The 20,496-nt window shown below is 63.5% G+C and carries 17 protein-coding genes and 1 pseudogene; 13 read left to right on the top strand and 5 right to left on the bottom strand.

All coding sequences use genetic code 11. The annotated features are described in order from the left end of the window. Positions 1–25: 25 nt before the first annotated feature. Entirely contained in the window at positions 26–937 is a 912-nt protein-coding gene (locus tag PVZ80_RS06415; protein ID WP_028682595.1) for a LysR substrate-binding domain-containing protein, read from the bottom strand. A 352-nt stretch (positions 938–1,289) separates the two neighbouring features. On the opposite strand from PVZ80_RS06415, the gene PVZ80_RS06420 reads away from it, so the two are divergent. From PVZ80_RS06420 to PVZ80_RS06430, 3 genes and pseudogenes are all read left to right on the top strand, one after another. Next, on the top strand, positions 1,290–1,925 hold the full coding sequence (locus PVZ80_RS06420; protein ID WP_038632739.1) for a lytic polysaccharide monooxygenase auxiliary activity family 9 protein: 636 nt from the start codon (positions 1,290–1,292) through the stop codon (positions 1,923–1,925). Positions 1,926–1,962: 37 nt separating this feature from the next. After that, positions 1,963–3,022, top strand: a pseudogene (locus PVZ80_RS06425) (chitinase). 91 nt (positions 3,023–3,113) lie between these two features. Further along, positions 3,114–3,266 carry a hypothetical protein gene (locus PVZ80_RS06430; protein WP_158250317.1) on the top strand — a complete coding sequence of 51 codons (153 nt, stop codon included), beginning with the start codon at positions 3,114–3,116 and terminating at the stop codon, positions 3,264–3,266. Here the strand turns inward: PVZ80_RS06430 and PVZ80_RS06435 are convergent. Beyond that, entirely contained in the window at positions 3,259–3,831 is a 573-nt protein-coding gene (locus PVZ80_RS06435) for a LuxR C-terminal-related transcriptional regulator (RefSeq protein WP_038632737.1), read from the bottom strand. The two genes, PVZ80_RS06430 and PVZ80_RS06435, sit on opposite strands and share 8 nt — an antisense overlap. A 150-nt stretch (positions 3,832–3,981) precedes the next feature. Between PVZ80_RS06435 and PVZ80_RS06440 the strand changes: the two genes are divergently transcribed. The 3 genes from PVZ80_RS06440 to PVZ80_RS06450 are packed head-to-tail and all read left to right on the top strand — an operon-like array spanning position 3,982 to position 8,089. Next, positions 3,982–5,160 (top strand): acetyl-CoA acetyltransferase, encoded by a 1,179-nt coding sequence (locus PVZ80_RS06440; protein WP_028682599.1) that lies wholly within the window; start codon positions 3,982–3,984, stop codon positions 5,158–5,160. A 2-nt stretch (positions 5,161–5,162) separates the two neighbouring features. Continuing rightward, on the top strand, positions 5,163–6,704 hold the full coding sequence (locus PVZ80_RS06445; protein WP_273863549.1) for a class I adenylate-forming enzyme family protein: 1,542 nt from the start codon (positions 5,163–5,165) through the stop codon (positions 6,702–6,704). A gap of 44 nt (positions 6,705–6,748) precedes the next feature. After that, positions 6,749–8,089 (top strand): MFS transporter, encoded by a 1,341-nt coding sequence (locus tag PVZ80_RS06450; protein WP_101282596.1) that lies wholly within the window; start codon positions 6,749–6,751, stop codon positions 8,087–8,089. A gap of 223 nt (positions 8,090–8,312) precedes the next feature. On the opposite strand, the gene PVZ80_RS06455 is transcribed toward PVZ80_RS06450, so the two are convergent. Further along, positions 8,313–9,227 carry a LysR family transcriptional regulator gene (locus tag PVZ80_RS06455; RefSeq protein ID WP_273829383.1) on the bottom strand — a complete coding sequence of 305 codons (915 nt, stop codon included), beginning with the start codon at positions 9,225–9,227 and terminating at the stop codon, positions 8,313–8,315. A 269-nt stretch (positions 9,228–9,496) separates the two neighbouring features. Here PVZ80_RS06455 and PVZ80_RS06460 point away from each other — a divergent pair, with 269 nt between their 5' ends. Together PVZ80_RS06460 and pgm are read left to right on the top strand one after the other, a co-directional pair. Continuing rightward, positions 9,497–10,519 carry a zinc-dependent alcohol dehydrogenase family protein gene (locus PVZ80_RS06460; protein WP_009049241.1) on the top strand — a complete coding sequence of 341 codons (1,023 nt, stop codon included), beginning with the start codon at positions 9,497–9,499 and terminating at the stop codon, positions 10,517–10,519. Between the two features lie 237 nt (positions 10,520–10,756). Continuing rightward, the gene (gene pgm / locus PVZ80_RS06465; RefSeq protein ID WP_273863550.1) at positions 10,757–12,400 is read left to right on the top strand and encodes a phosphoglucomutase (alpha-D-glucose-1,6-bisphosphate-dependent); all 1,644 of its coding nucleotides are present in this window, start codon (positions 10,757–10,759) and stop codon (positions 12,398–12,400) included. Between the two features lie 207 nt (positions 12,401–12,607). Here pgm and PVZ80_RS06470 read toward each other — a convergent pair whose 3' ends face one another. Continuing rightward, positions 12,608–13,303, bottom strand: coding sequence for a pirin family protein (locus PVZ80_RS06470; RefSeq protein ID WP_009049239.1), 696 nt, complete (start codon positions 13,301–13,303; stop codon positions 12,608–12,610). A gap of 278 nt (positions 13,304–13,581) precedes the next feature. Between PVZ80_RS06470 and PVZ80_RS06475 the strand changes: the two genes are divergently transcribed. Continuing rightward, entirely contained in the window at positions 13,582–16,041 is a 2,460-nt protein-coding gene (locus tag PVZ80_RS06475) for a UvrD-helicase domain-containing protein (protein WP_273863551.1), read from the top strand. Between the two features lie 62 nt (positions 16,042–16,103). Here PVZ80_RS06475 and PVZ80_RS06480 read toward each other — a convergent pair whose 3' ends face one another. Further along, positions 16,104–16,373, bottom strand: coding sequence for a DUF1652 domain-containing protein (locus PVZ80_RS06480; protein WP_007924808.1), 270 nt, complete (start codon positions 16,371–16,373; stop codon positions 16,104–16,106). 278 nt (positions 16,374–16,651) lie between these two features. On the opposite strand from PVZ80_RS06480, the gene PVZ80_RS06485 reads away from it, so the two are divergent. The 4 genes from PVZ80_RS06485 to PVZ80_RS06500 are packed head-to-tail and all read left to right on the top strand — an operon-like array spanning position 16,652 to position 20,463. After that, positions 16,652–17,467 (top strand): helix-turn-helix domain-containing protein, encoded by an 816-nt coding sequence (locus PVZ80_RS06485; protein ID WP_009049237.1) that lies wholly within the window; start codon positions 16,652–16,654, stop codon positions 17,465–17,467. Between the two features lie 51 nt (positions 17,468–17,518). Continuing rightward, a complete protein-coding gene (locus PVZ80_RS06490) occupies positions 17,519–18,925 on the top strand; it encodes an NAD(P)/FAD-dependent oxidoreductase (RefSeq protein ID WP_273863552.1) in 1,407 nt (468 codons plus the stop codon). Between the two features lie 54 nt (positions 18,926–18,979). Beyond that, a complete protein-coding gene (locus PVZ80_RS06495) occupies positions 18,980–19,321 on the top strand; it encodes a cupin domain-containing protein (protein ID WP_096374420.1) in 342 nt (113 codons plus the stop codon). Between the two features lie 47 nt (positions 19,322–19,368). Next, positions 19,369–20,463: a polyamine ABC transporter substrate-binding protein gene (locus PVZ80_RS06500; protein ID WP_009049234.1), complete on the top strand. Its 1,095-nt coding sequence runs from the start codon at positions 19,369–19,371 to the stop codon at positions 20,461–20,463. Positions 20,464–20,496 lie beyond the last annotated feature (33 nt).

A 20,496-nucleotide genomic window follows, 5' to 3' on the forward strand; every position in this document is an offset into this window, starting at 1 on the left:
AATCCGCTCCCGCAAGCTGGCTATTTCAGGCCAGCCAGGCCTTGAACTGTTCCTTGCAGTAATCGACGAACAACTGCGCAGGCTTGGTCAGCTGCGCCCGTTTCAGCCAGCCGGCCACCAGCGCCGAACCGGTGACATCCTCGGCAATCTCCACACAGACCACTTCCTGGCCGTCATAGGTGCTGTTGCCATGGGGCCTGGTCACCAGCAAGGCAAAGCCGAACCCCTGGCCGACCATGCCGCGCACCATCTCGATCGACGGCGAGCCGAAGACGATATTCGGCGTCAGTTGCAGCTCCTCGAAGATGCTCACGAAGTAGGTGCGGCTGGGCTGCACATCCAGCAGGATCATCGGCTCCAGCACCAGGTCGCGCAGTGACACCTGGGCCTGCCCGGCAAAACGGTGCCCGGCCGGCACCAGGGCATAAGGCCGTTGCGGCGCCATCAGCGCCTCGGTCTCGATGGTGCTGTCCAGGTCGTGCTCGTAGAAGATCGCCAGGTCGAAGCGCCCGCCGGTCAAACCCTGCACCAGTTCCTGCTGCTCGCCGTCCTGCAGGCGGATCTCCACCCCCGGAAAGCGTTCGCGAAAACCGGCGATCAGCCGTGGCAGGTAGAGCGGGGCGACGGTCTCGAAGCACCCGATATCGATCTGCCCGCTCACCACGTCGTTGTCGGCCAGGGCGTTCTGCTCGAACTCATGGGCCATGCGCAGCAGTTCCTGGGCCTTGCGGTAGAAACGCGCGCCGCCGGGCGTCAGGGACACGCCCTGGGCGTGATGACGGATCAGCAACTGCACGCCGAAGCTGTCTTCCAGGCCCTTGACCGCCGTGGAAATCGACGGCTGGGCGATATACAGCTTGCGCGACGCCTCGGCGACGCTGCCACAGTCGACGGTGGTGACGAAATACTTCAATTGACGCAAGGAATAGGACGCCACAGTGCACCTCTGGCTGATTGTTTGGCTCCCACGATACCCGCTCCGCGGGCTGGCACTGCAGCGGATTTTGCTCGGTAGTGGGCATATTTTCGCTGGGTAGGCGCGCAGTGCCGCAAAGGCTTGCGGGTAGAGGTACAGCTTCCAGGTGCCGCCTGGACATGTAGGACTTTTACTTCAAGTTGGGTAGGAGAAATCTGGGGGTACTGGTTATATATCCAGTATTTTCGGGCGATTCCTCTACCAGCGTGATGCAGAACGAAAAATGGGCGCGTGGACAGAAATTCCAGCTCGGTTAATTTGCAGACCTCTCCTTTGGAAAGGGAGAGTTTCTTAAATCAATGGAGTAATAAACATGAACCAACCACAAACCCAATCACCGCTTCGCCATGGTCGCGTCACCTCCCCAGCCTCCCGTGGCGCAGTCGCCATCGACCTGGGCCTGCTGGGCGGCTGGCAGGTCAATGAGATGGAAGGCGGCAAGAACTTCCCGGCCCTGGCCGCCGGTCCGTTCCCTGCACCGTTCGACTCGGACAACCCAAGCGTCGCGCCGCCGGCCGATGGCTTCATCCTCAGCGGTGGCAAGGCCGATGCCCGGGACTGCGTCAACTTCACCGATGCGGAGATGAGCAAGAAGCTCAACCGCGCCTTCACCTGGCCGCTGCTCAACGTCGACCCCGGCCAGATCTTCAAGGTGACCTGGCAGTACACCGCGCCGCATACCACCCGTGGCTATCGCTGGCTGATCACCAAGGACGGCTGGGACCCGAAACAGCGCATCACCCGCGCCCAACTGGAGGCCCAACCTTTCGCCGAGGACTTCTATCCGCAGGTGCCTTACTACAGCCATGCCGGCGAATTGAAGGCCAAGGTCGATCACCAGGTGAAGCTGCCGGCCAACAAAAAGGGCCGTCACGTGATTGTCCTGATGTGGATCGTGGCCAATACCGGCAACGCCTTCTATCAGGCCTTCGACGTCGACTTCAAATAAGTCTGCGGATCATTCAAACGTTCTGAAGGATTAGAACATGTCACAGATTGACTTTACCCAACTGAAAACGACGCAGGACGATGCCGCGTCGCGGATGCCGAGCCTGGATGGCAAGAAAATCCTCATGGGCTACTGGCACAACTGGCCGGCCGGCCCCTCGGACGGCTACCAGCGCGGGCAGTTTGCCAATATGAACCTGGAGGATGTGCCCCGCGACTACAACGTGGTGGTCGTGGCGTTCATGAAAGGCAGCGGTATTCCGACGTTCAAGCCGTACAACCTGTCCGACGCCGAGTTTCGTCGCCAGGTGGGCGTGCTGAACAGCCAGGGCAGGGCGGTGCTGATGTCCCTGGGGGGGGGCTGACGCTCATATCGCATTGAACCCGGGCCACGAACAGCCCCTGGCCAATGAAATCATCCGTCTGGTGGAAACCTACGGCTTTGACGGGCTGGACATCGATCTTGAACAGAGCGCGATTGACGCTGCCGGCAACAAGACCGTCCTGCCTGCCGCGCTGAAGCTGGTCAAGGATCACTATGCTGCCGAGGGCAAGCATTTCATCATCAGCATGGCGCCGGAGTTCCCCTACCTGACCGCTGCCGGTCGATACGTCGACTACCTCAAGGCGCTGGAGGGCTACTACGACTTCATCGCGCCGCAGTTCTACAACCAGGGCGGCGATGGCCTCTGGGTTCAGGAGGCCAACAACGGCAAGGGGGCCTGGATCGCCCAGAACAACGAGGCCATGAAAGAGGACTTCCTCTATTACCTGACCGAAAGCCTGGTGAGTGGTACTCGCGGTTTCACCCGGATTGCGCCTGACAAATTCGTCATTGGCCTGCCCGCCAACGTCGATGCCGCTGCCACCGGGTACGTGGTCAACCCGACGGCCGTTTCCAATGCGTTCAAACGCCTCCATGCCAAAGGGCTGTCGATCAAGGGCCTGATGACCTGGTCGGTCAACTGGGACAACGGGTTCAACAAGGACCACGTGCCCTACAACCAGGAATTCAGCCGGCGCTACGGGCCGTTGATCAGCGGTGGCAAGCAGTCCCCGTCAACGCAGGATGAGCCCCTCCCGCAGACCGCCCGCTAGTACTCGGTCAAGGAAACATCCGGCAGACGTGCCTGGTGCTCCAACAGTCAAGCCTGTTGACTGATCGATGAGGGCAAGCAATGAAAATCCGATGCCTTCCGGCATCGGATTTTTTTTGGCTTTCAAGATGGGTGCCGTCCACCAGGTCCTGGCAGAGGACGGCAGCGTGGAGGACCCGGCTACCGGGTCATTGCAGCTGCTGCGCATCAGTGCCGGCGACAGGCTTGCCTGGGCGCTCAACTGATGAAGATGATCTTCGACACCAGCTCTGCACTGTTCTTGGCCTGAAGCTTCTTCATCAGCCGGGCGCGGTGGACTTCCACGGTGCGGTGGGAAATGCCCAGCTTGCGCGCCACTTCCTTGCAGGTCAGGCCATTGACGATATGCAGCGAGATTTCCCGCTCGCGCGGGGTCAACTGGATCATCGGCGCCGGCTGGCGGTCCAGGCGCTCGAAATGCCAGACCATCAGCTTGAAGGGATCCTCGGCCGTCAGGGAAAAACCGTGGGCGCGGGCCCAGAACACCTCGCCGTTGCGATGCTGCATGAAGCGCTCGTCGGAGTAGAAGGCGCCGGGTCCGTTGCGCAGCCAGTGCTCGCTGCGTTCGCCGATGCTCTGGTAGTCGGCCTGGGAGGGGTACAACAGCAGGGTCAGGTGGCCCTGCAACTGTTCGCGTTCATAGCCGAACAGGCGAACGAAGGCCTGGTTGCAGTCGAGCATCCGGCGATGCCCGGTGATCATCTGCGGTGCGGGGGAAACCTGGAAGGCCAGGCGCTCGAGGTCCTGGAATTGCTGGGCGTATACGGTCATCAGGCATCCTGCCTCGGGTTTATCGGCGCGTCCCTTTTTTGGGGGGGATACGTACTACTTACTGCCGTACGTAGTTGCCCCAACTAGCGTGTGATTCGGGTGCTGAATCATTGTATGGAATACCCGCTTCAAGGACAGAAGAAAATCACCATGACTCACGATTCCGTATCCATCGTCGCTGCCGCCCATAGCCCTTTCGGTCGCCTGGACGGCTTGAACCTCGAGGACCTGATCGTCCAGGTTACCCGCGAGGCCCTGGCAGACGCTGAGATCGACGCTGGACAAATCGACGCGCTGTTTCTCGGGCACTTCAACTCCGGCCTGGTAGCGGACGGTTTCCCCGCCTCGCTGATGCTCCAGGCCGACCCGCAACTGCGCTTCAAGCCCGCCACTCGCTGCGAGAATGCCTGCGCCTCCGGTTCGGCGGCGATCCAGGCCGGGATCCACGCGATCCGCAGCGGCGCCGCCGAGCTGGTGCTGGTGGTCGGCGCGGAGAAAATGACCGGCAACAGCACCGTCGAAGTCACCCGCGCCCTGGCCGGCGCCGGCTACCAGAACGCTCTCCAGGAGGCCGGCCTGAGCTTCGCCCAACTGTTTGGCCAGGTGGCGCAGCAGTACGCCGATCGTTACCACAGCCCAATGGCTTCGATGGCCATGATCGCGGTGAAGAACCACGCCAATGCCATGGCCAACCCCCTGGCGCAGATGCACCGCGTGATGGACTTTGAACACTGCAACAACGTTTCCCAGGGCAACCCGCTGATCGCACCGCCACTGCGCCTGACCGACTGCTCGCTGATCAGTGACGGTGCGGCAGCGATCATCCTGGCCTCGCCGCAGCGCGCCCGTTCGATGCGACGCCAGGTGGCGATCCGCGCCATGACCCAGGTGAACGACTTCCTGCCTTTGTCGCGCCGCGACGTGCTGGCCTTCGAGGGGCCGAAACGGGCGATCCACGGGGCCTTGCGCCAGGCGGGCGTGACCCTCGGCGACCTGAGTTTCGCCGAGGTACACGACTGCTTCACCATCGCCGAACTGCTGATCTACGAAGCCATGGGCCTGGCGCCCAGGGGCGAGGGGCACCGGGCCCTCGACGACGGCACCGTGCGCCAGGGCGGACGCCTGCCGGTGAACCTGTCCGGCGGGCTCAAGGCCAAGGGGCATCCGGTGGGCGCCACCGGGGTATCGATGCATGCCCTGGGCTTTGCCCAACTGATCGGCAAACCCATCGGCCTGGGCGTGCCCGGTGCCGAGTTCGGCTTGCTGTTCAACATGGGCGGCATGGCGGTGGCCAACTACGCCAGCGTCCTGCAAGCGGTCAAGGTCTGAGGATGAACATCGCCCATTGGCTGCGCGATGCGGCCAAGCGCTGGCCTCGGCGGCCGGCTCTGTTCGAGGGGCGCCGCCAGGTCGCCGACTACCAGGCGTTTGCCGCGCAGGCCCGGGCCCGCGCGCTGCAACTGCGCCACGCGTACGGCATTGTGCCTGGTGACCGGGTGGCGCTGCTGATGCAGAACAGCTGCGCTTATCTCGAACTGTTGTATGCCATCTGGTGGAGCGGGGCGGTGGCGGTTCCGATCAACAGCAAGCTGCACACCCAGGAAGCCGCCTGGATTGCCGGCAATGCCGGGGCCCGGCTGATCTACACCGATGAGGGCCGAAGCTTCGACGCTGCGACCCTGCCGACCGGCTGCCGCGAACTGGCCGCGCCCGGGCTGGCCATGCAAGGCCGGGCGCCGGGCGATGAGCTGGTGGAGCCGCACCTGCGGGAGGACACCGACCTGGCCTGGCTGTTCTACACCTCCGGCACCACCGGGCGCCCCAAGGGTGTGATGCTGTCCCATGGCAATCTGATCGCCATGTCCTTGTGCTATCCGCTGGACGTGGATCCGGTGGCCGCTGATGACGCCGTGGTCTATGCCGCGCCGATGTCCCACGGCGCCGGCCTCTACAACTTCATCCATGTGCGCTGTGGCGCCCGGCACGTGGTGCCGGCGTCCCGGGGGTTCCAGGCGGCGGAGTTGTTCGAGCTGGCGCAGGCGCTGGGCCAGGTCAGCCTGTTTGCCGCGCCGACCATGGTCAAGCGCATGGTGGAGCAGGCCCGGCAGCAGGGCTATTGCGGCGAAGGCATCAAGACCATCGTCTACGGTGGGGCCCCGATGTACCTGGCGGACCTCGCCCAGGCCCTGGATACCTTCGGCCCGCGCCTGGTGCAGATCTACGGCCAGGGCGAATGCCCGATGACCATCAGCGCCCTGTCGCGGGAGGCGATTGCCGACCGCGGGCATGCCGACTGGCCGGCCATTGCCGCCTCGGTAGGGCGCGCCCACGCCTGTGTCGAGGTGCGGGTGGTGGATGCTACCGGCCAACCCCTGGCCCCCGGCGAACCTGGGGTGATCGCCGTGCGTGGGGCTGTGGTGATGCAGGGCTACTGGGGCAATCCGCAAGCCACCCGGGAGGCCCTGGTGGACGGCTGGCTGCTCACCGGCGATATCGGTTTCCTGAACGAGCGGGGTTACCTGACCCTGACCGATCGCAGCAAGGATGTGATCATCTCCGGCGGCAGCAACATCTACCCGCGGGAAGTCGAGGAAGTGCTGATCCAGCACCCCGAGGTGTTCGATGTGTGCGTGGTGGGGGAGGCCGACGCCCTGTGGGGCGAGTCGGTGGTGGCCTTCGTGGTCCTGCGCACGGCCGGCAGCCTCGATGCGCAGGCGCTCAACCAGTGGTTCCTGGCGCGCATGGCCTCGTTCAAGAAGCCGAAGAAGTACCTGTTTTGCGCCGAGCTGCCGAAAAACAGCTATGGCAAGATTCTCAAGACCCGATTGCGCCAGTGGTTGCAGGACCCCACGGGGCCTTTGAACAACCTCTGAAGCGCTGCATTTCATGGATAACACGACGACAGGAGTCCCCCGACATGGATGTGTCACCTTCCAACTTCCAGCGCCAGCGGCGCCGAGCCTTCATCGGCGCCACTTCCGGCCACTTGATCGAGTGGTACGACTATGGCGTCTACGGCTTCCTGGCCTTGTATATAGGCAAAGCCTTCTTCGTCTCCGACGATCCCACCAGCAGCCTTCTGGCGAGCTTCGCGGCCTTTGCCCTGAGCTTCTTCATCCGGCCCCTGGGCGGCCTGTTCTTCGGCCCCCTGGCCGACAAGATCGGCCGACGCAAGACCCTGATCACGGTGCTGGTGATGATGGCCGGCTCCACCTGCCTGCTGGGCCTGTTGCCGACCTACGCCAGCATCGGCATCGCTGCGCCGGTGATCCTGGTGCTGATCCGCTGTGTGCAGGGTTTCTCCGCCGGGGGCGAGATCGGCACCATCACCAGCTTCATTTCCGAATACGCCGGCCCCGGGCGCCGGGGTTTCGCCACCTGCTGGCTGATGGTCACCGCTGTGCTCGGCCTGCTCCTGGGCGGCGCCGTGGCCAATGGCATGACCTGGGCCCTGGGCGCCGAGCTGATGCAGGAGTGGGGCTGGCGGATCCCGTTCCTGCTCGCCGGTCCCCTGGGCTTCATCTCGCTGTATATCCGCCTGAAGCTGGAAGACAGCCCGGAGTTCCTCGCCCTGGTAGAGGCCGGGCAGACCTCCAAGGCGCCGCTGCGCGAGGTCTGGCAGTGGAGGCGCTCGATCGCCCTGGTGTTCTTCATCATTACCCTGCACAGCTCGATCTTCTACCTGGTGCTGACCTTCGCCTCGACCTACATGTCCAACACCCTCAAGTTCGACAGCGGCACCACCTTGCTCTATGTCTTCGTCGCCAGCCTCTCGGCGGCGGTGGTCATGCCCTTCGGTGGCGCCTTCACCGATCGCTACGGGCGCAAGCCGTTCCTGATGGTGATCGGTACCCTGGCGACCCTGGCCATGTACTGGTTCTTCAAGACAGCGCCCAACGCCACCCCGGCCACCCTGTTCTGGCCGCTGATGGCCGTGGCGATCCTGTTCGGGCTCTACGCGTCCTCGACCTACGCCCTGATGAGCGAGTTGCTGCCGACCCGCATCCGCTCCACCGGCATCGCCGTGGCCTACAACATCCCGGTGGCAGTGTTCGGCGGCAGTGCACCGCTGATTTCAACCTGGCTGATCAAGCTCACTGGCGACATCACCGCGCCCTGGTACTTCTACGTGGCGACCGGAGTCGCGTCGCTGCTGGCCCTGGTAGTGCTGCGCAAGGAGGATTTCGTCGCCTGTACCCACGACGCCCGGCCCCAGGGCCGCGGGGCTGCGCAACTCCTGGTCAATCCGCAAGCTTGAGCCCACCTGCCGGCGCCGGCCCCGGCTGACTGACGCCACCCGGCCGCGCGTCGCGGCCTGGCGGCCAGGACGTCGGTATGGGGCAGTGGTGGGCAATGGCATCGGGCGGGTCGAACAAGCGCATAGCTGCAACGCTCGGTGTCAGCCCGGAAACAGGAAAGTCCCGCGAGCGGCCAGTCAGGACTGGCCCCTTTTGTCTATGGCAGGGGATCCGGTTTATGGATCAAAGGCTGTCAGGGTCGCCAAAAAACATCTGAATCCGCGAGCGCAACCAGCGTTCGCCCGGGTCGTTGTCCTGGGAGCCGCGCCAGGCCATGTGCAGTTCGAAGGTGCGTACCGGCAGGGGCGGGTCTTCGGCGCGCACGCCGCCGGCGGCGGTCAGGGCTTCGGCGGTGTAGTCCGGCACGGTGGCGATGATGTCGGTGCCGGTGAGCAGGGTGCTCAGGCCGTTGAACTGCGGCACCGCGAGCACCACGTGACGCTTGCGCCCGAGTTTTTCCAGCTCTTCATCGATAAAGCCACTGAGGTCGCCGGCGAATGACACCAGGGCGTGGGGGCGGGCGCAGAAGTCGTCGAGGCTCAGGGCGCCGGGCATGCTGTCGGCCCGCAGCAGCTTGGGCAGGCTGCGACGCAGCACCTTGCGCTTGGCGTTGGCCGGCAGGTCCTGGGTGTAGCTGACGCCAATGGATATTTCGCCGGAGGCCAGCAGGGCCGGCATCAGCAGGTAGTTGGCGCGGCGCACCACCAGCACGATCCCCGGCGCTTCGGCGCGCAGGCGCTTGAGCAGCATCGGCAGCAGGGCGAATTCGACGTCGTCGGACAGGCCGATGCGGAACACCGCGGTACTGGTCGCCGGGTCGAATTCGGCGGCGCGGCTGACCGCGGTGGAGATCGAGTCGAGGGCGGGCGAGAGCAGGGCGAAGATTTCCACCGCCCGGGCCGACGGCTCCATGCTGCGCCCGGTGCGCACGAACAGCGGGTCGTCGAACAGGCTGCGCAGGCGCGACAGCGCCGCACTGATGGCCGGCTGGCCGAGGAAGAGTTTCTCCGCCGCCCGGGTCACACTGCGTTCATGCATTAATGTTTCGAACACGATCAACAGGTTCAGGTCGACACGACGCAGGTCATTACGATTCATCTTGAGTCCTGGCAGAGTCAGTAAACTTGACGAGAGCGACCATATGAGAACAATGGCCGGCATGAATCTTACGGGGAAAGGCTGCTACTCTGCACCGGCTAATTGTTTTTTCCTGTAAGGAGCCCTGCGCTCTGGCACGCTGTTTATCGTTGTTGCAGGTGCCGCGGAATCAATGACAGGCATGTCGACTATTAATAGCCACTGATGGTCTTGGCCAGAAAGCCCAGATAGAGTTCAGGGCATTAGAGGTTACTTTGACGAGGTTTGCGATGTCCCGCACGATCCGTTTTCACAAGTTTGGTCCGGCCGAGGTGCTCAAGTGCGAAGAGCATGCGGCCGCTCTGCCTGCGCCAGGCGAAGTGCAGGTGCGTGTCGAAGCGATCGGCATCAGTTGGTACGACGTGCTCTGGCGCCAGAACCTGGCGTCCTCCCATGCCCGCCTGCCTTCCGGCCTTGGCCATGAGATGGCCGGCGTGGTGACCGCGGTCGGCGAAGGCGTCGACGACCTGGCCGTGGGCGACAAGGTGGCCAGCTTCCCGGCCGAAAGCCCGAACGATTATCCGGTCTATGGCGAACTGATTGTCCTGCCACGCTCGGCGCTGACCCGCTATCCCGATGTGCTCAGCCCGATCGAAGCGGCGGTGCATTACACGCCGCTGCTGGTGGCCTACTTCGCTTATGTCGACCTGGCGCGGGTCAAGCCCGGGCAGTTCGCCCTGGTTACCGATGCCAGCCACTGCGCCGGTCCGTCCTTTGTCCAGCTGGGCAAGGCGCTCGGGGTGCGGGTGATTGCCGCGACCAAGACCGCTGAAGAGCGTGAGTACCTGCTGTCCCTGGGTGCCGAGAAAGTCATCGTCACCGAAGAGCAGGACCTGCTCATGCAGATCAACAAATACACCGACAACCGTGGCGTCGACGTGGTGTTCGATGGCCTGGGCGGTCCGCAGATGTCGATGCTCGGCGACGTCCTGGCGCCGCGCGGCAGCCTGGTGCTGTATGGCCTGCAAGGCGGCAACCAGACACCGTTCCCGGCCTGCGCGGCGTTCCAGAAGAACATCCAGTTCTTCGTGCACTGCATCGGCAACTTCACCGGCAAGCCCGAGCTGGGCATCATCCAGGACCAGGTGGCCTTGCAGCGCGCCTTGCGCGACATCAACCAGCTGACGGCGGACCGTGTGCTGCTGCCGCTGAAGACCCGGGTCTTCCCGTTCAACGAGTTCGTCGAAGCCCATCGCTACATGGACGAGTGTCCTTGTCGCGAACGGGTCGCACTGCAGGTCGAACCGGCCTGATCCTGACGCCAGGGTTCGCCATCGCGCACTCTGGCGTTTCTGTCTTTGCGGTCACTCCCTTCTTTATTCCTGCCTCGATCCTGAGAGGCTCGCGCGCAGCTGCCGACCATGGCCTGTATCAAGCTGGCCATAGCTGCCTATTGTGCGAGCCGCCACGGATAGATCCCGTCGCGTTGCGGTCAAACTGCCAGTAAACTGCGCAGCACTCACCGAACCATCCATTTCCCGAGGTTTTGCATGACACTCAGTCCTTTTGCGGGCAAACCGGCACCGACAGAATTGCTGGTCGATCTTCCGCGACTGGTAACGGCCTACTACACCGGCCAGCCCGATGCCGCCATCTCTACCCAGCGGGTCGCCTTCGGCACCTCGGGGCATCGTGGCAGCTCGTTCGATCTGAGTTTCAACGAATGGCACGTCCTGGCCATCAGCCAGGCGATCTGCCTGTATCGCCAGGCCCAGGGCATCGATGGCCCGCTGTTTGTCGGCATTGACACTCACGCGCTGTCCACCCCGGCCGGCGCCAGCGCCCTGGAAGTGCTGGCCGCCAACGGCGTGACCGTGATGATCGCCGCGGGCGACGAGTACACCCCGACGCCGGCGGTGTCCCACGCGATTCTCTGCTACAACCGTGGTCGCACCAGCGGCCTGGCCGACGGCATCGTGATCACCCCGTCGCACAACCCGCCACAAAGCGGTGGCTACAAGTACAACCCTACCAACGGCGGCCCGGCCGACACCCACATCACCAAGTGGATCGAAGCCAAGGCCAACGAACTGCTGGCCAACAAGCTGGCCGGCGTGAAGCGCATCAGCTACGAGCAGGCGCTGAAAGCCGACACCACCCATCGTCATGACTACGTCAACACCTATGTCGCCGACCTGATCAACGTTATCGACCTGGATGCCATCCGCAACGCCAAGCTGCGCCTGGGCGTCGATCCGCTGGGCGGAGCAGGGGTGCGCTACTGGTCGGCGATTGCCGAGCACTATCGCCTCGACCTGGAAGTGGTCAACAAGGAAGTCGATGCGACTTTCCGTTTCATGTCCGTCGACTGGGATGGCCAGATCCGCATGGACCCGTCGTCCGGCTATGCGATGCAGGGCCTGATCGGCCTGAAGAATCGTTTCGACGTGGCTTTCGGCTGCGATCCGGACCACGACCGCCACGGTATCGTGACCCCGACTGGCGGCCTGCTGGCGCCGAACAATTACCTGGCGGTGGCCATCGACTACCTGTTCCAGAACCGCCCGCAATGGCGCGCCGACGCGGCCGTGGGCAAGACTGTGGTCAGCAGCGGCCTGATCGACCGCGTGGCCGCGCGCCTGGGCCGTCGCCTGTACGAAGTGCCGGTGGGCTTCAAATGGTTCGCCGACGGCCTGTTCGATGGCTCCCTGGGCTTTGGCGGTGAAGAAAGCGCCGGTGCTTCGTTCCTGCGCAAGGACGGCGGCGTCTGGAGCACCGACAAGGATGGCCTGATCCCGGCCTTGCTGGCGGCGGAAATGACCGCCCGCACCGGTCGCGACCCGAACCAGGCCTACCGCGCCTTGTGTGACGACCTGGGCGAGCCGTTCTCGGTGCGCGTCGATGCCAAGGCCAATCCGCAGCAGAAAGCGCTGCTGAGCAAGCTGTCGCCGCAGCAGGTGACTTCGACCCAGCTGGCCGGCGAAAGCATCCAGCAGATCCTCAGCCATGCGCCGGGTAACGACCAGGCGATCGGCGGCCTCAAGGTCATGACCGAGAACGGCTGGTTCGCCGCGCGTCCATCGGGCACCGAAGACATCTACAAGATCTACGCCGAGAGCTTTATTGGCGACGAGCACCTGAAGCAATTGGTGCAGGAAGCGCAGACCCTGGTGGACGGCGCGATCAGCGGTTGATCCGCGATAAGACCCGTAAGCCGGACAAAAAAGGGGCGACCAGATGGTCGCCCCTTTTTATTGCTGCTGTGTCTTGTAGGAGCGAGGCTTGCCCGCGATGGCTGCCGTTTGAGCGACAACGATCTTCAGCTAGTACGGAAAGGGCGGCTTTGCCGCCCATCGCGAGCAAGCTTCGCTCCTACAGAAGCCGACCGTTTCTTCGCTGTCTCAAGCCAGGTCCACCAGGACGATTTCGCTGTCCTCGATGGCGGTGACCCGCAGCAGGCGTTCATCCTCGACCGCGACACCGTCTCGAGCTTCGGCGCGCAAGCCGTTGACTTCAATCACCCCGGTCGCCGGTACCAGGTAGGCTCGGCGCCCGTTGTCCAGCGAGTACTCGGCAGACTCGCCGGCCTTCAGGTTGGCGGCCACCAGCCGCGCATCGGCACGGATCCGCAGGCTCTGGTCATCGCCTTGCTTGCCGCTGGCCAGGGTCACGAAACCCTCGCGCTGGCCTTTGGGGAACGGCTTGGCGCCCCAGGACGGCGCGGAGCCGGCCTCGTTGGGGATGATCCAGATCTGGAAGATCTTGGTTGCGCCGGCTTCCAGGTTGTATTCGCTGTGGGCGATCCCGGTGCCGGCGCTCATCACCTGCACGTCGCCAGCCTCGGTACGGCCCTTGTTGCCCAGGTTGTCCTGGTGGGTAATGGCGCCTTCACGGACGTAGGTGATGATCTCCATATCCCGGTGCGGGTGCTGCGGGAAACCGCTGCCGGGGGCGATCACGTCGTCGTTCCACACGCGCAGGTTGCCCCAGTTCATGCGTTTGGGGTCGTAGTACTCGGCGAACGAAAAGTGGTGGTGGGCATCCAACCAGCCATGATGGGCGCCGCCCAGGGATTTGAAGGGTCTGAGTTCAAGCATGATCGTCTCCTGTCAGGGTTCGTCATGGGGCGTCTTGGTGGAGCCGCAGAACGAGACCGGTGGGTTGATGGCGCTCATCATCCATCAGCCAAACATCGATAAAAAGCGCAAAAAATGCCGTAATCCGATCTAATAAGTAGATATATTTTGTGGCCTTTCTTTTGCTTTCAAACATTCAATTGATGGCTTAAGTGAATGACCTGTAAGCATTTCACTAGAAGTCATCGACGAATGAAGCGACCATACCGCCCCACACAGCCTCACACCCTGGAGTCAGCGTGCCGCAACACACCCCCGATCTTCCTCCCGAACTCTTGCCCCTGGCCGAAATGCCGCTGCTCAAGCGCTTGGCGGCCAGGTTCTTCGGTCACGGCCTCAGTCGCCTGCGCGCCCAGCATCGCGCGTCCTGGTTGCATGGCCAGGCGGACGGTTTTCGCAGCGGGCACACCGCCGGGGTGGAGTACGGTTACCAGGAGGGCAAGGCCGAAGGCCTGGAGCAGGGCCGTCAGGTATTGCTGATTCGCGACAGCCGCTCCACCGAGCATCCGGCGCCCGGGGTCGACGATCATCTGTTCGACGACTGGCGCCTGCCGCTGAGCGCCGAGCTGAAGAAACGCATCAAGGCCGACGTTGGCCGCCTGCTGCCGGCCCATGCCCAGCCCAGCAGCGCGCAATGGAAGATGATCTTCAGCGAAACCCCGTCGACCTCGGTGATTGCCGGGGCTGGCGCGGGCAAGTCGACCTCCCTGGTCCTGCGCATCCTGCTGCTCAATCATTACCTGGGCTTCGAGCTCGACTCGATGACCGTGGTGACCTTCACCCGCGAGTCGCGCAAGGACTTCATCAACAAGCTGATGGAGGTGTTCGCGCTCTGGGGCCGGCCCCTGGGTCTCAAGGAGGCGCGGGAACTGGTGCGCACCTTCCACTCGCGCATCCTGCCGATGGTCCGCAGCCTGCCGGGCTTCGAGCGCCTGCAGGCGTTCGAGAACCTCAGCGATCGCCCGGTGGCGGGGGATCTGGAGGTCGACAGCAATCCCTTCGACCTGCGGATCAACGACGCCCAGCGCAAGCACCTGAATGCCTGTTATCACGCCTTGCACCGGCGCGACGGACGTTTCCGCGAGGCGATCAAGCCGTTGTTGCGCCACGCCCTGCAGCTCAAGGAGCTGGAACGCGATCACCCGGACGTGCAAAAACGCATGGCCGTGACCGAGCTGGCGGCCAAGCGCGACGAAGAGCTGTGCGACACTCTCGAAGACCTGTGGTTTCGCGCCGGGGCCTGGCCGATCAAGGGCATCGAGCCGAACCGGCAGATGGTGGAGATCAACGGCTCGCAATTCCACTGCCATGGCTACATCGCCGAGCTGGATGCCTGGGTGGTGCTGGGGTTCGATCCTCGGGAAAACCCGCAGCTGAGTCGCCCCGGATCGAAGCTTTCGGTACGTGCGGAGTGGGCGGTAAAGCGCACCCTGTTTCAAGCTTTCTGTCGTAAACCTATGATTTGGCTGGATAGTTACGATTCAGTAAAGCGGGTTTTATCGTCCCTGGCCGGCGACGCCACGGCCGGGCCGGGCTTCGATTACAAGGTCAAGGGCGAGCTGGCTTCGGCGCCGCTGCTGGACTGTTTTGTCGCCGCGGCCGGGTTTATCGAGAACCTCGGGCTGGATGTGTCGGTGGCCGTGGGCCAGATGGTTTTCCCCCAGGACGACCCGGATCGCTACTTCTTCGAGGCCCTGAGCCTGTTCTGGCGGGCGCTGGACGACCATCTGCTCGACCAGTCGCCGCCGATCATGAGCTACAACCGCATGTTCTCGCTGTTCGGCGAGAACACTCCGGAGAACTTCAAGCTGCTCAGCGATGAGCGGCTGCGGCCGATGTCGCACCTGATGATCGACGAATTCCAGGACGTCTCGCCGCAGATCGTCTCGTGGATTCGCGCCAGCCTGCGCGAGATCCGCAGTCGCGGGCCGGCGATGCATGTCGGTCGCGGGGCGCAGCGCTCTTCGTTGCTCTGCGTGGGGGATGACTGGCAGTCGATCTACGGCTGGCGTGGCAGTTCGCCGAAGTACTTCATGGAGTTCAACAAGGAATTCCCGTCGCCGGCCACCAGCCGGGTGATGCTCAGTGAGAACTATCGCAGCCATCAGCACATCATCGACGCGGCGGAACATATCGTCCGCGCGGCGCCGGCGATTGCCGGGAAGAAGGCCAAGGCCAGCGGCGAACCCAAGGAAGTGTTGCCGGTGAATGTGCTGGACCGCGACGACCAGGGGCTGGCGGCGCGGCTGGCGGAGCACTATCGCAACGGTGATTCAATCTTGATGCTGTTTCGAAAAAGTAGCGATAAGTTATTGATAGAAGAGCATATTTTACCAATAGTTAATGTTGATTCTAGGTTGCCGGCGGAAGAGCGACGCCTCAAACAGCTGACCTACCACAGCTCCAAGGGCTTGCAGGCGGATGCGGTGTTCCTGCTCGGTGACTGCCAGCACCTGACCAGTTCGCCCTACAAGAACCAGGTCTATCGCATGGCCGGGCTGGGCAAGGATGGCGACAGTGAGCCCTACGACAATGCGCAGAAGGACGAGACCCTGCGCCTGGCCTATGTCGGCATCACCCGGGCGGTGAAACATTGCTACTGGTATGTGGACAGCCCGGACACCCAGGCGGCCAACGCGCCCAAGGCGTCGGACCGGATTCCCCAGGGCAAGCCGTTCTTCGCCGACCTGCGGGCATGAAAAAGCCCGCACAACGGCGGGCTTGAGGACAACCTGGGGCGGGTCAAGAAAAGAGAGCGGCCCTAGGCTTTCAGGGCGAGTGGCGGCATGAAGGCCTCCAACTCGTCTTCCACCGCCTCGATTATTCGTTCGACATCGGTGGCGTTCATCACGGTGGCGCAGGGGATGCCGGCAATGGCGATCATGGTCTCCCCGCTGGCACGATCGAAGAGCCGGGCGATCATGCTGCCGGGTGCATCCATGCTGGCCTCGAAGCCCATGGGGTGAAAATGCCAGCGCATCAGCTGGCAGGCGTTGGGAAAGGTGACTTTGCTGGCGGAGACTCTATTCATGGATTGCCCACCTTGTTCATTGAGCGCTTCCTTGTGCTCGCGGTAGGTATGGAAGGACCGTCAATGGACCAACCTGTGGAGCTTTTAAAAATAGCACCGGGATATGACATTCAACGGCTTTTTTTCAGGCCGTTTGGCAATTGCCTTGCACTTTTTTGATGCAGGTCATTTCCGCTAGCGGTTTAGGCAAAACGCCAGTATCCAGGGGCCATGCATTGGCCATTGAAGCGCTGGACGAACTTCGGCAAGCTGCGCCTTTCCGTCCCCCGAGTACCTTAATGTCTGCCCTTGATGATGGCCCGGCGCAAACCCAGGCCACCGGCGAGACGGTGCTGCGCTATCACCTGTGCTGGAAGCACCGCGACCTCGATGGCGTCATGGCGCTGTATCACCCGGAAATCCAATACAACGACTTTTTCCAGAACCGCACCCTGGGCCTGGACGAGTTGCGCGAATACGTGCGCAACAGCATGCCGCGCGCGCCCGACGAGGCCCTGGAGCACAGTGACCGCATCCGCCTGGACGGCAATACCGCGTTCATTCAATACCAGGTGACCCTGCGCGGCGGACAGGGTCTGGTGTCGTTTCGCGCCAGCGAGGCGATCACCGTGCGCGACGGCTTGATCTGGCGCGTCAACGAATACGCTTCCCTGGTGCGCGAGGCGGCGCCGAGCAAGGCCGGTGGCGGCGCGCGGCCGGCGGCCAGTCGCCTGGGCCTGTCGCCGCGCCAGCTGAGTTTCATGGCCGAGGACCTGCAGCAGTACTTCGAGCGCCAGCAGCCGTACCTCGACCCGGAGCTGGACCTGCAGCGGGTGGCGAAGGAGTGCGGCTACAGTCGCAACCAGATCTCCTACCTGCTCAACCAGGTGCTGGGGCAGAGTTTCTACCGCTATGTGAACCAGGCCCGCCTGCAGCATTTGCTGGCGGCGCTGGACCAGGCCGCGCCGCCGGTGCGTATCGATGAGTTGGCGTTCGCCGCCGGCTTCAATTCGCTGTCGGCGTTCTACAGCTGTTTCCGCCAGCACACCGGCCTGTCGCCCAAGGCTTATGCCAAGCAAATTTCTTTGCGTGCACGCGCGCAAGACAGCCCCTGAGCCCAGGCACTAGGATCGCCGCATTCGAAGTTCGGGTGGCGGAGTGCGTGTATGCCAGCGTGGCGCAACATCAGTTTATGGATGGATCAGCTCGACGAGCCGCTGCTGGCCCGGCCGTCGCTGGAGCAGGACCTGGATGTCGACGTGGCGATCATCGGCGCCGGTTATACCGGGTTGTGGACCGCCTATTACCTCAAGCGCCTGGCGCCGACCCTGAACATCGCCATCGTCGAGGCGCAGACCGCCGGCTTCGGTGCCTCCGGGCGCAACGGCGGCTGGCTGATGGGCAACCTGCTGGGGGAGGACCGGCTGCTGGCCGGGCTCAGCGCGCAGCAGCGCCGCGCCTCCTTCGACCTGCTGCACGGCATTCCCGATGAAGTGGCCAGCGTCCTCGAGCGTGAAGGCATCGACTGCGATTACCGCAAGGGCGGGGTGCTGTACTGCGCCGCGCGTTACCCCGAGCAGGAAATCACCCAGCGCCGCTACCTGGACAAGCTCTACCGCCAGGGCCTCGACGAGCGCGACTACCGCTGGCTGAGCCCCGAGCAACTGGCCCGGCAGATTCGCGTGGCCAAGGCCTACGGCGGCATCTACGCGCCCCATTGCGCGACCATCCAGCCGGCCAAGCTGGTGCGTGGCCTGGCGCGGGCCGTGGAGCGCCTGGGCGTGCCCATCTACGAAAACAGCCCGGTCAGCCACTGGCAGTCCGGCAGCCTGCAAACCGCCACGGCCAGCGTGCGTTGCCGCTGGATAGTGCCGGCGGTGGAGGGCTATTCGGTAACCCTGCCGCCCCTGGGCCGTTACCAGCTGCCGGTGCAAAGCCTGCTGGTGGCCACCGAGCCCTTGCCAGCCGCGACCTGGGACGAGATTGGCCTGAGCCAGGGCCAGGCGTTCAGCGAAAGCAGCCGCCAGGTCACCTACGGCCAGCGCACCGCGGATAACCGCCTGGTGTTCGGCGCCCGCGGCGGCTACCAGTTCGCCGGCAAGCTGCGCCACGACTTCGACCTGACCCGCAGCGAAGTCGAGCTGCGGCGCTACCTGTTCAGCGAGCTTTTCCCGCAGCTGAAAAACGTGCGGATCACCCATTCCTGGGGCGGCAACCTGGGCATGTCGCGGCACTTCCGGCCGCACATGCTCTGCGACCCTCGGCACGGTATCGCCTTGTCCGGCGGCTACGGCGGCGAAGGCGTGGGCGCCAGCAACCTGGGCGGGCGGACCCTGGCCGAGCTGATTCTCGAGCGCGACAGCGAGCTGACCCGCCAGCCCTGGGTGATCCCCGAGGGCGGCCTCGACGCCTTGCGCGCCTGGGAGCCGGAGCCGTGCCGCTGGCTGGGCTACAACGCGATCATTCGCAGCTTCGTCCATGAAGACCAGACCCTGGCCAACCCGGCCACGCCGCCCTGGCGCCGCCGGCTGGCCAGCCGGGTGGCGGGTTTCATGGAAGGGTTGATGCATTGAGCCAGGTTTTTTACAGCAGTTTCCACAGCGGTTTTTCCATCGACAGGTAGCGCCATGAGCATCACTCAATTCAAGAACACCGCCCACGCCACCCTGGAGCAATCGACTCCGGTGGCCGTGCCCCTGGGCAGCCCGGTCGCCGTGACTTCGGTGACCTGCGTCGAGCGCAACGACGGCGTCGAAACCGGCATCTGGGAGTGCACGCCCGGGCGCTGGCGGCGGCAGATCGTTGCCCAGGAGTTCTGCCATTTCATCCAGGGGCGTTGCACCTTCACTCCGGACAACGGCGAACCCCTGCTGATAGAAGCCGGCGATGCACTGATGTTGCCGGCCAACAGCACCGGGACCTGGGACATCCAGGAAACCGTGCGCAAGACCTACGTGTTGATTTTCTGATCCTTTGATTGCCTGCCAATAAAAACAACCCACACAGGAATCGCCCCATGATCCGTAAAAAACCGGCTTTATCGCTGTGCGTGCCGTTGCTGCTGGTGGCTTCCTTCAGCCAGGCGGCCGAGACCGTGAAGATCTACAACTGGTCGAGCTACATCGCCCCGGACACCCTGAAGAACTTCCAGAAGGAAACCGGCATCGGTTTCAGCTACGACGTCTACGACAGCAACGAAACCCTGGACGGCAAGCTGATGACCGGTCGCTCCGGTTATGACGTGGTGTTTCCCTCCAACCACTTCATGGCCCGGCAGATCGAGGGCGGGGCGCTGAAGAAGCTCGACAAGAGCCAGTTGCCGAACTGGAAGAACCTCAACCCGGTGCTGCTCGAGGCCTTGCAGACCAACGACCCGGGCAACGAGCATGGCTTCCCGTACCTCTGGGGCAGCACCGGGATCGGCTACAACGTCGCCAAGGTCAAGGCGGTGCTGGGGGACAACGCGCCGGTGGATTCCTGGGACCTGATCTTCAAGCCCGAATACATGCAGAAGCTGCAGAAGTGCGGGGTGGCGATCCTCGACAACGGCCCCGAGCTGCTGCCGGCGGCGCTGAATTACCTGGGCCTGCCGCACCACAGCAAGAACCCCGAGGACTACAAGAAGGCCGAAGCGTTGCTGCTGAAGATCCGGCCTTACGTCAGCTACTTCCATTCCTCCAAGTACACCGGCGACCTGGCCAATGGCGATATTTGCGTAGCGGTGGGCTTCTCCGGCGATGTGCTGCAAGCCGATAGCCGGGCCAAGGAGGCCAAGAACGGCGTGGAAATCGGCTATGCGATTCCCAAGGAAGGCGCGCCGATCTGGTTCGACATGGTGGCCATGCCCAACGACGCGCCGGACGAAAAGGCCGGGTACGCCTACATGAACTACCTGCTGCGCCCGGAGGTGATGGCCGAGATCACCAACCATGTGCACTACGCCAACGGCAACGAGCAGGCCGACAGCCTGGTCGACCCGGCCATCAAGAGCGACACCAAGGTCTACCCGAGCCCAGACATGATGGGCAAGCTGTTCGCCCTGGAAGCCATGCCGCTGAATATCGACCGGATCCGCACCCGGGTGTGGAACAAGATCCGTACCGGTAGCTGAGACATTGCGCCGCTCCCCGATCTGGCGACCGGG

Source organism: Pseudomonas sp. B3G-3 (genome assembly GCF_028640915.1).
In the GTDB taxonomy this organism is placed as follows: Bacteria; Pseudomonadota; Gammaproteobacteria; order Pseudomonadales; family Pseudomonadaceae; genus Aquipseudomonas; species Aquipseudomonas chlororaphis_I.

Coding starts and splice junctions, on each gene's coding strand:
- PVZ80_RS06495 (WP_096374420.1), top strand. CDS start 18,980: ATGAGCATCACTCAATTCAAGAACACCGCCCACGCCACCCTGGAGCAA.
- PVZ80_RS06460 (WP_009049241.1), top strand. CDS start 9,497: ATGTCCCGCACGATCCGTTTTCACAAGTTTGGTCCGGCCGAGGTGCTC.
- PVZ80_RS06445 (WP_273863549.1), top strand. CDS start 5,163: ATGAACATCGCCCATTGGCTGCGCGATGCGGCCAAGCGCTGGCCTCGG.
- PVZ80_RS06450 (WP_101282596.1), top strand. CDS start 6,749: ATGGATGTGTCACCTTCCAACTTCCAGCGCCAGCGGCGCCGAGCCTTC.
- PVZ80_RS06485 (WP_009049237.1), top strand. CDS start 16,652: ATGTCTGCCCTTGATGATGGCCCGGCGCAAACCCAGGCCACCGGCGAG.
- PVZ80_RS06490 (WP_273863552.1), top strand. CDS start 17,519: ATGCCAGCGTGGCGCAACATCAGTTTATGGATGGATCAGCTCGACGAG.
- PVZ80_RS06500 (WP_009049234.1), top strand. CDS start 19,369: ATGATCCGTAAAAAACCGGCTTTATCGCTGTGCGTGCCGTTGCTGCTG.
- PVZ80_RS06455 (WP_273829383.1), bottom strand. CDS start 9,227: ATGAATCGTAATGACCTGCGTCGTGTCGACCTGAACCTGTTGATCGTG.
- PVZ80_RS06420 (WP_038632739.1), top strand. CDS start 1,290: ATGAACCAACCACAAACCCAATCACCGCTTCGCCATGGTCGCGTCACC.
- PVZ80_RS06440 (WP_028682599.1), top strand. CDS start 3,982: ATGACTCACGATTCCGTATCCATCGTCGCTGCCGCCCATAGCCCTTTC.
- PVZ80_RS06470 (WP_009049239.1), bottom strand. CDS start 13,303: ATGCTTGAACTCAGACCCTTCAAATCCCTGGGCGGCGCCCATCATGGC.
- PVZ80_RS06435 (WP_038632737.1), bottom strand. CDS start 3,831: ATGACCGTATACGCCCAGCAATTCCAGGACCTCGAGCGCCTGGCCTTC.
- PVZ80_RS06430 (WP_158250317.1), top strand. CDS start 3,114: ATGCCTTCCGGCATCGGATTTTTTTTGGCTTTCAAGATGGGTGCCGTC.
- pgm (WP_273863550.1), top strand. CDS start 10,757: ATGACACTCAGTCCTTTTGCGGGCAAACCGGCACCGACAGAATTGCTG.
- PVZ80_RS06480 (WP_007924808.1), bottom strand. CDS start 16,373: ATGAATAGAGTCTCCGCCAGCAAAGTCACCTTTCCCAACGCCTGCCAG.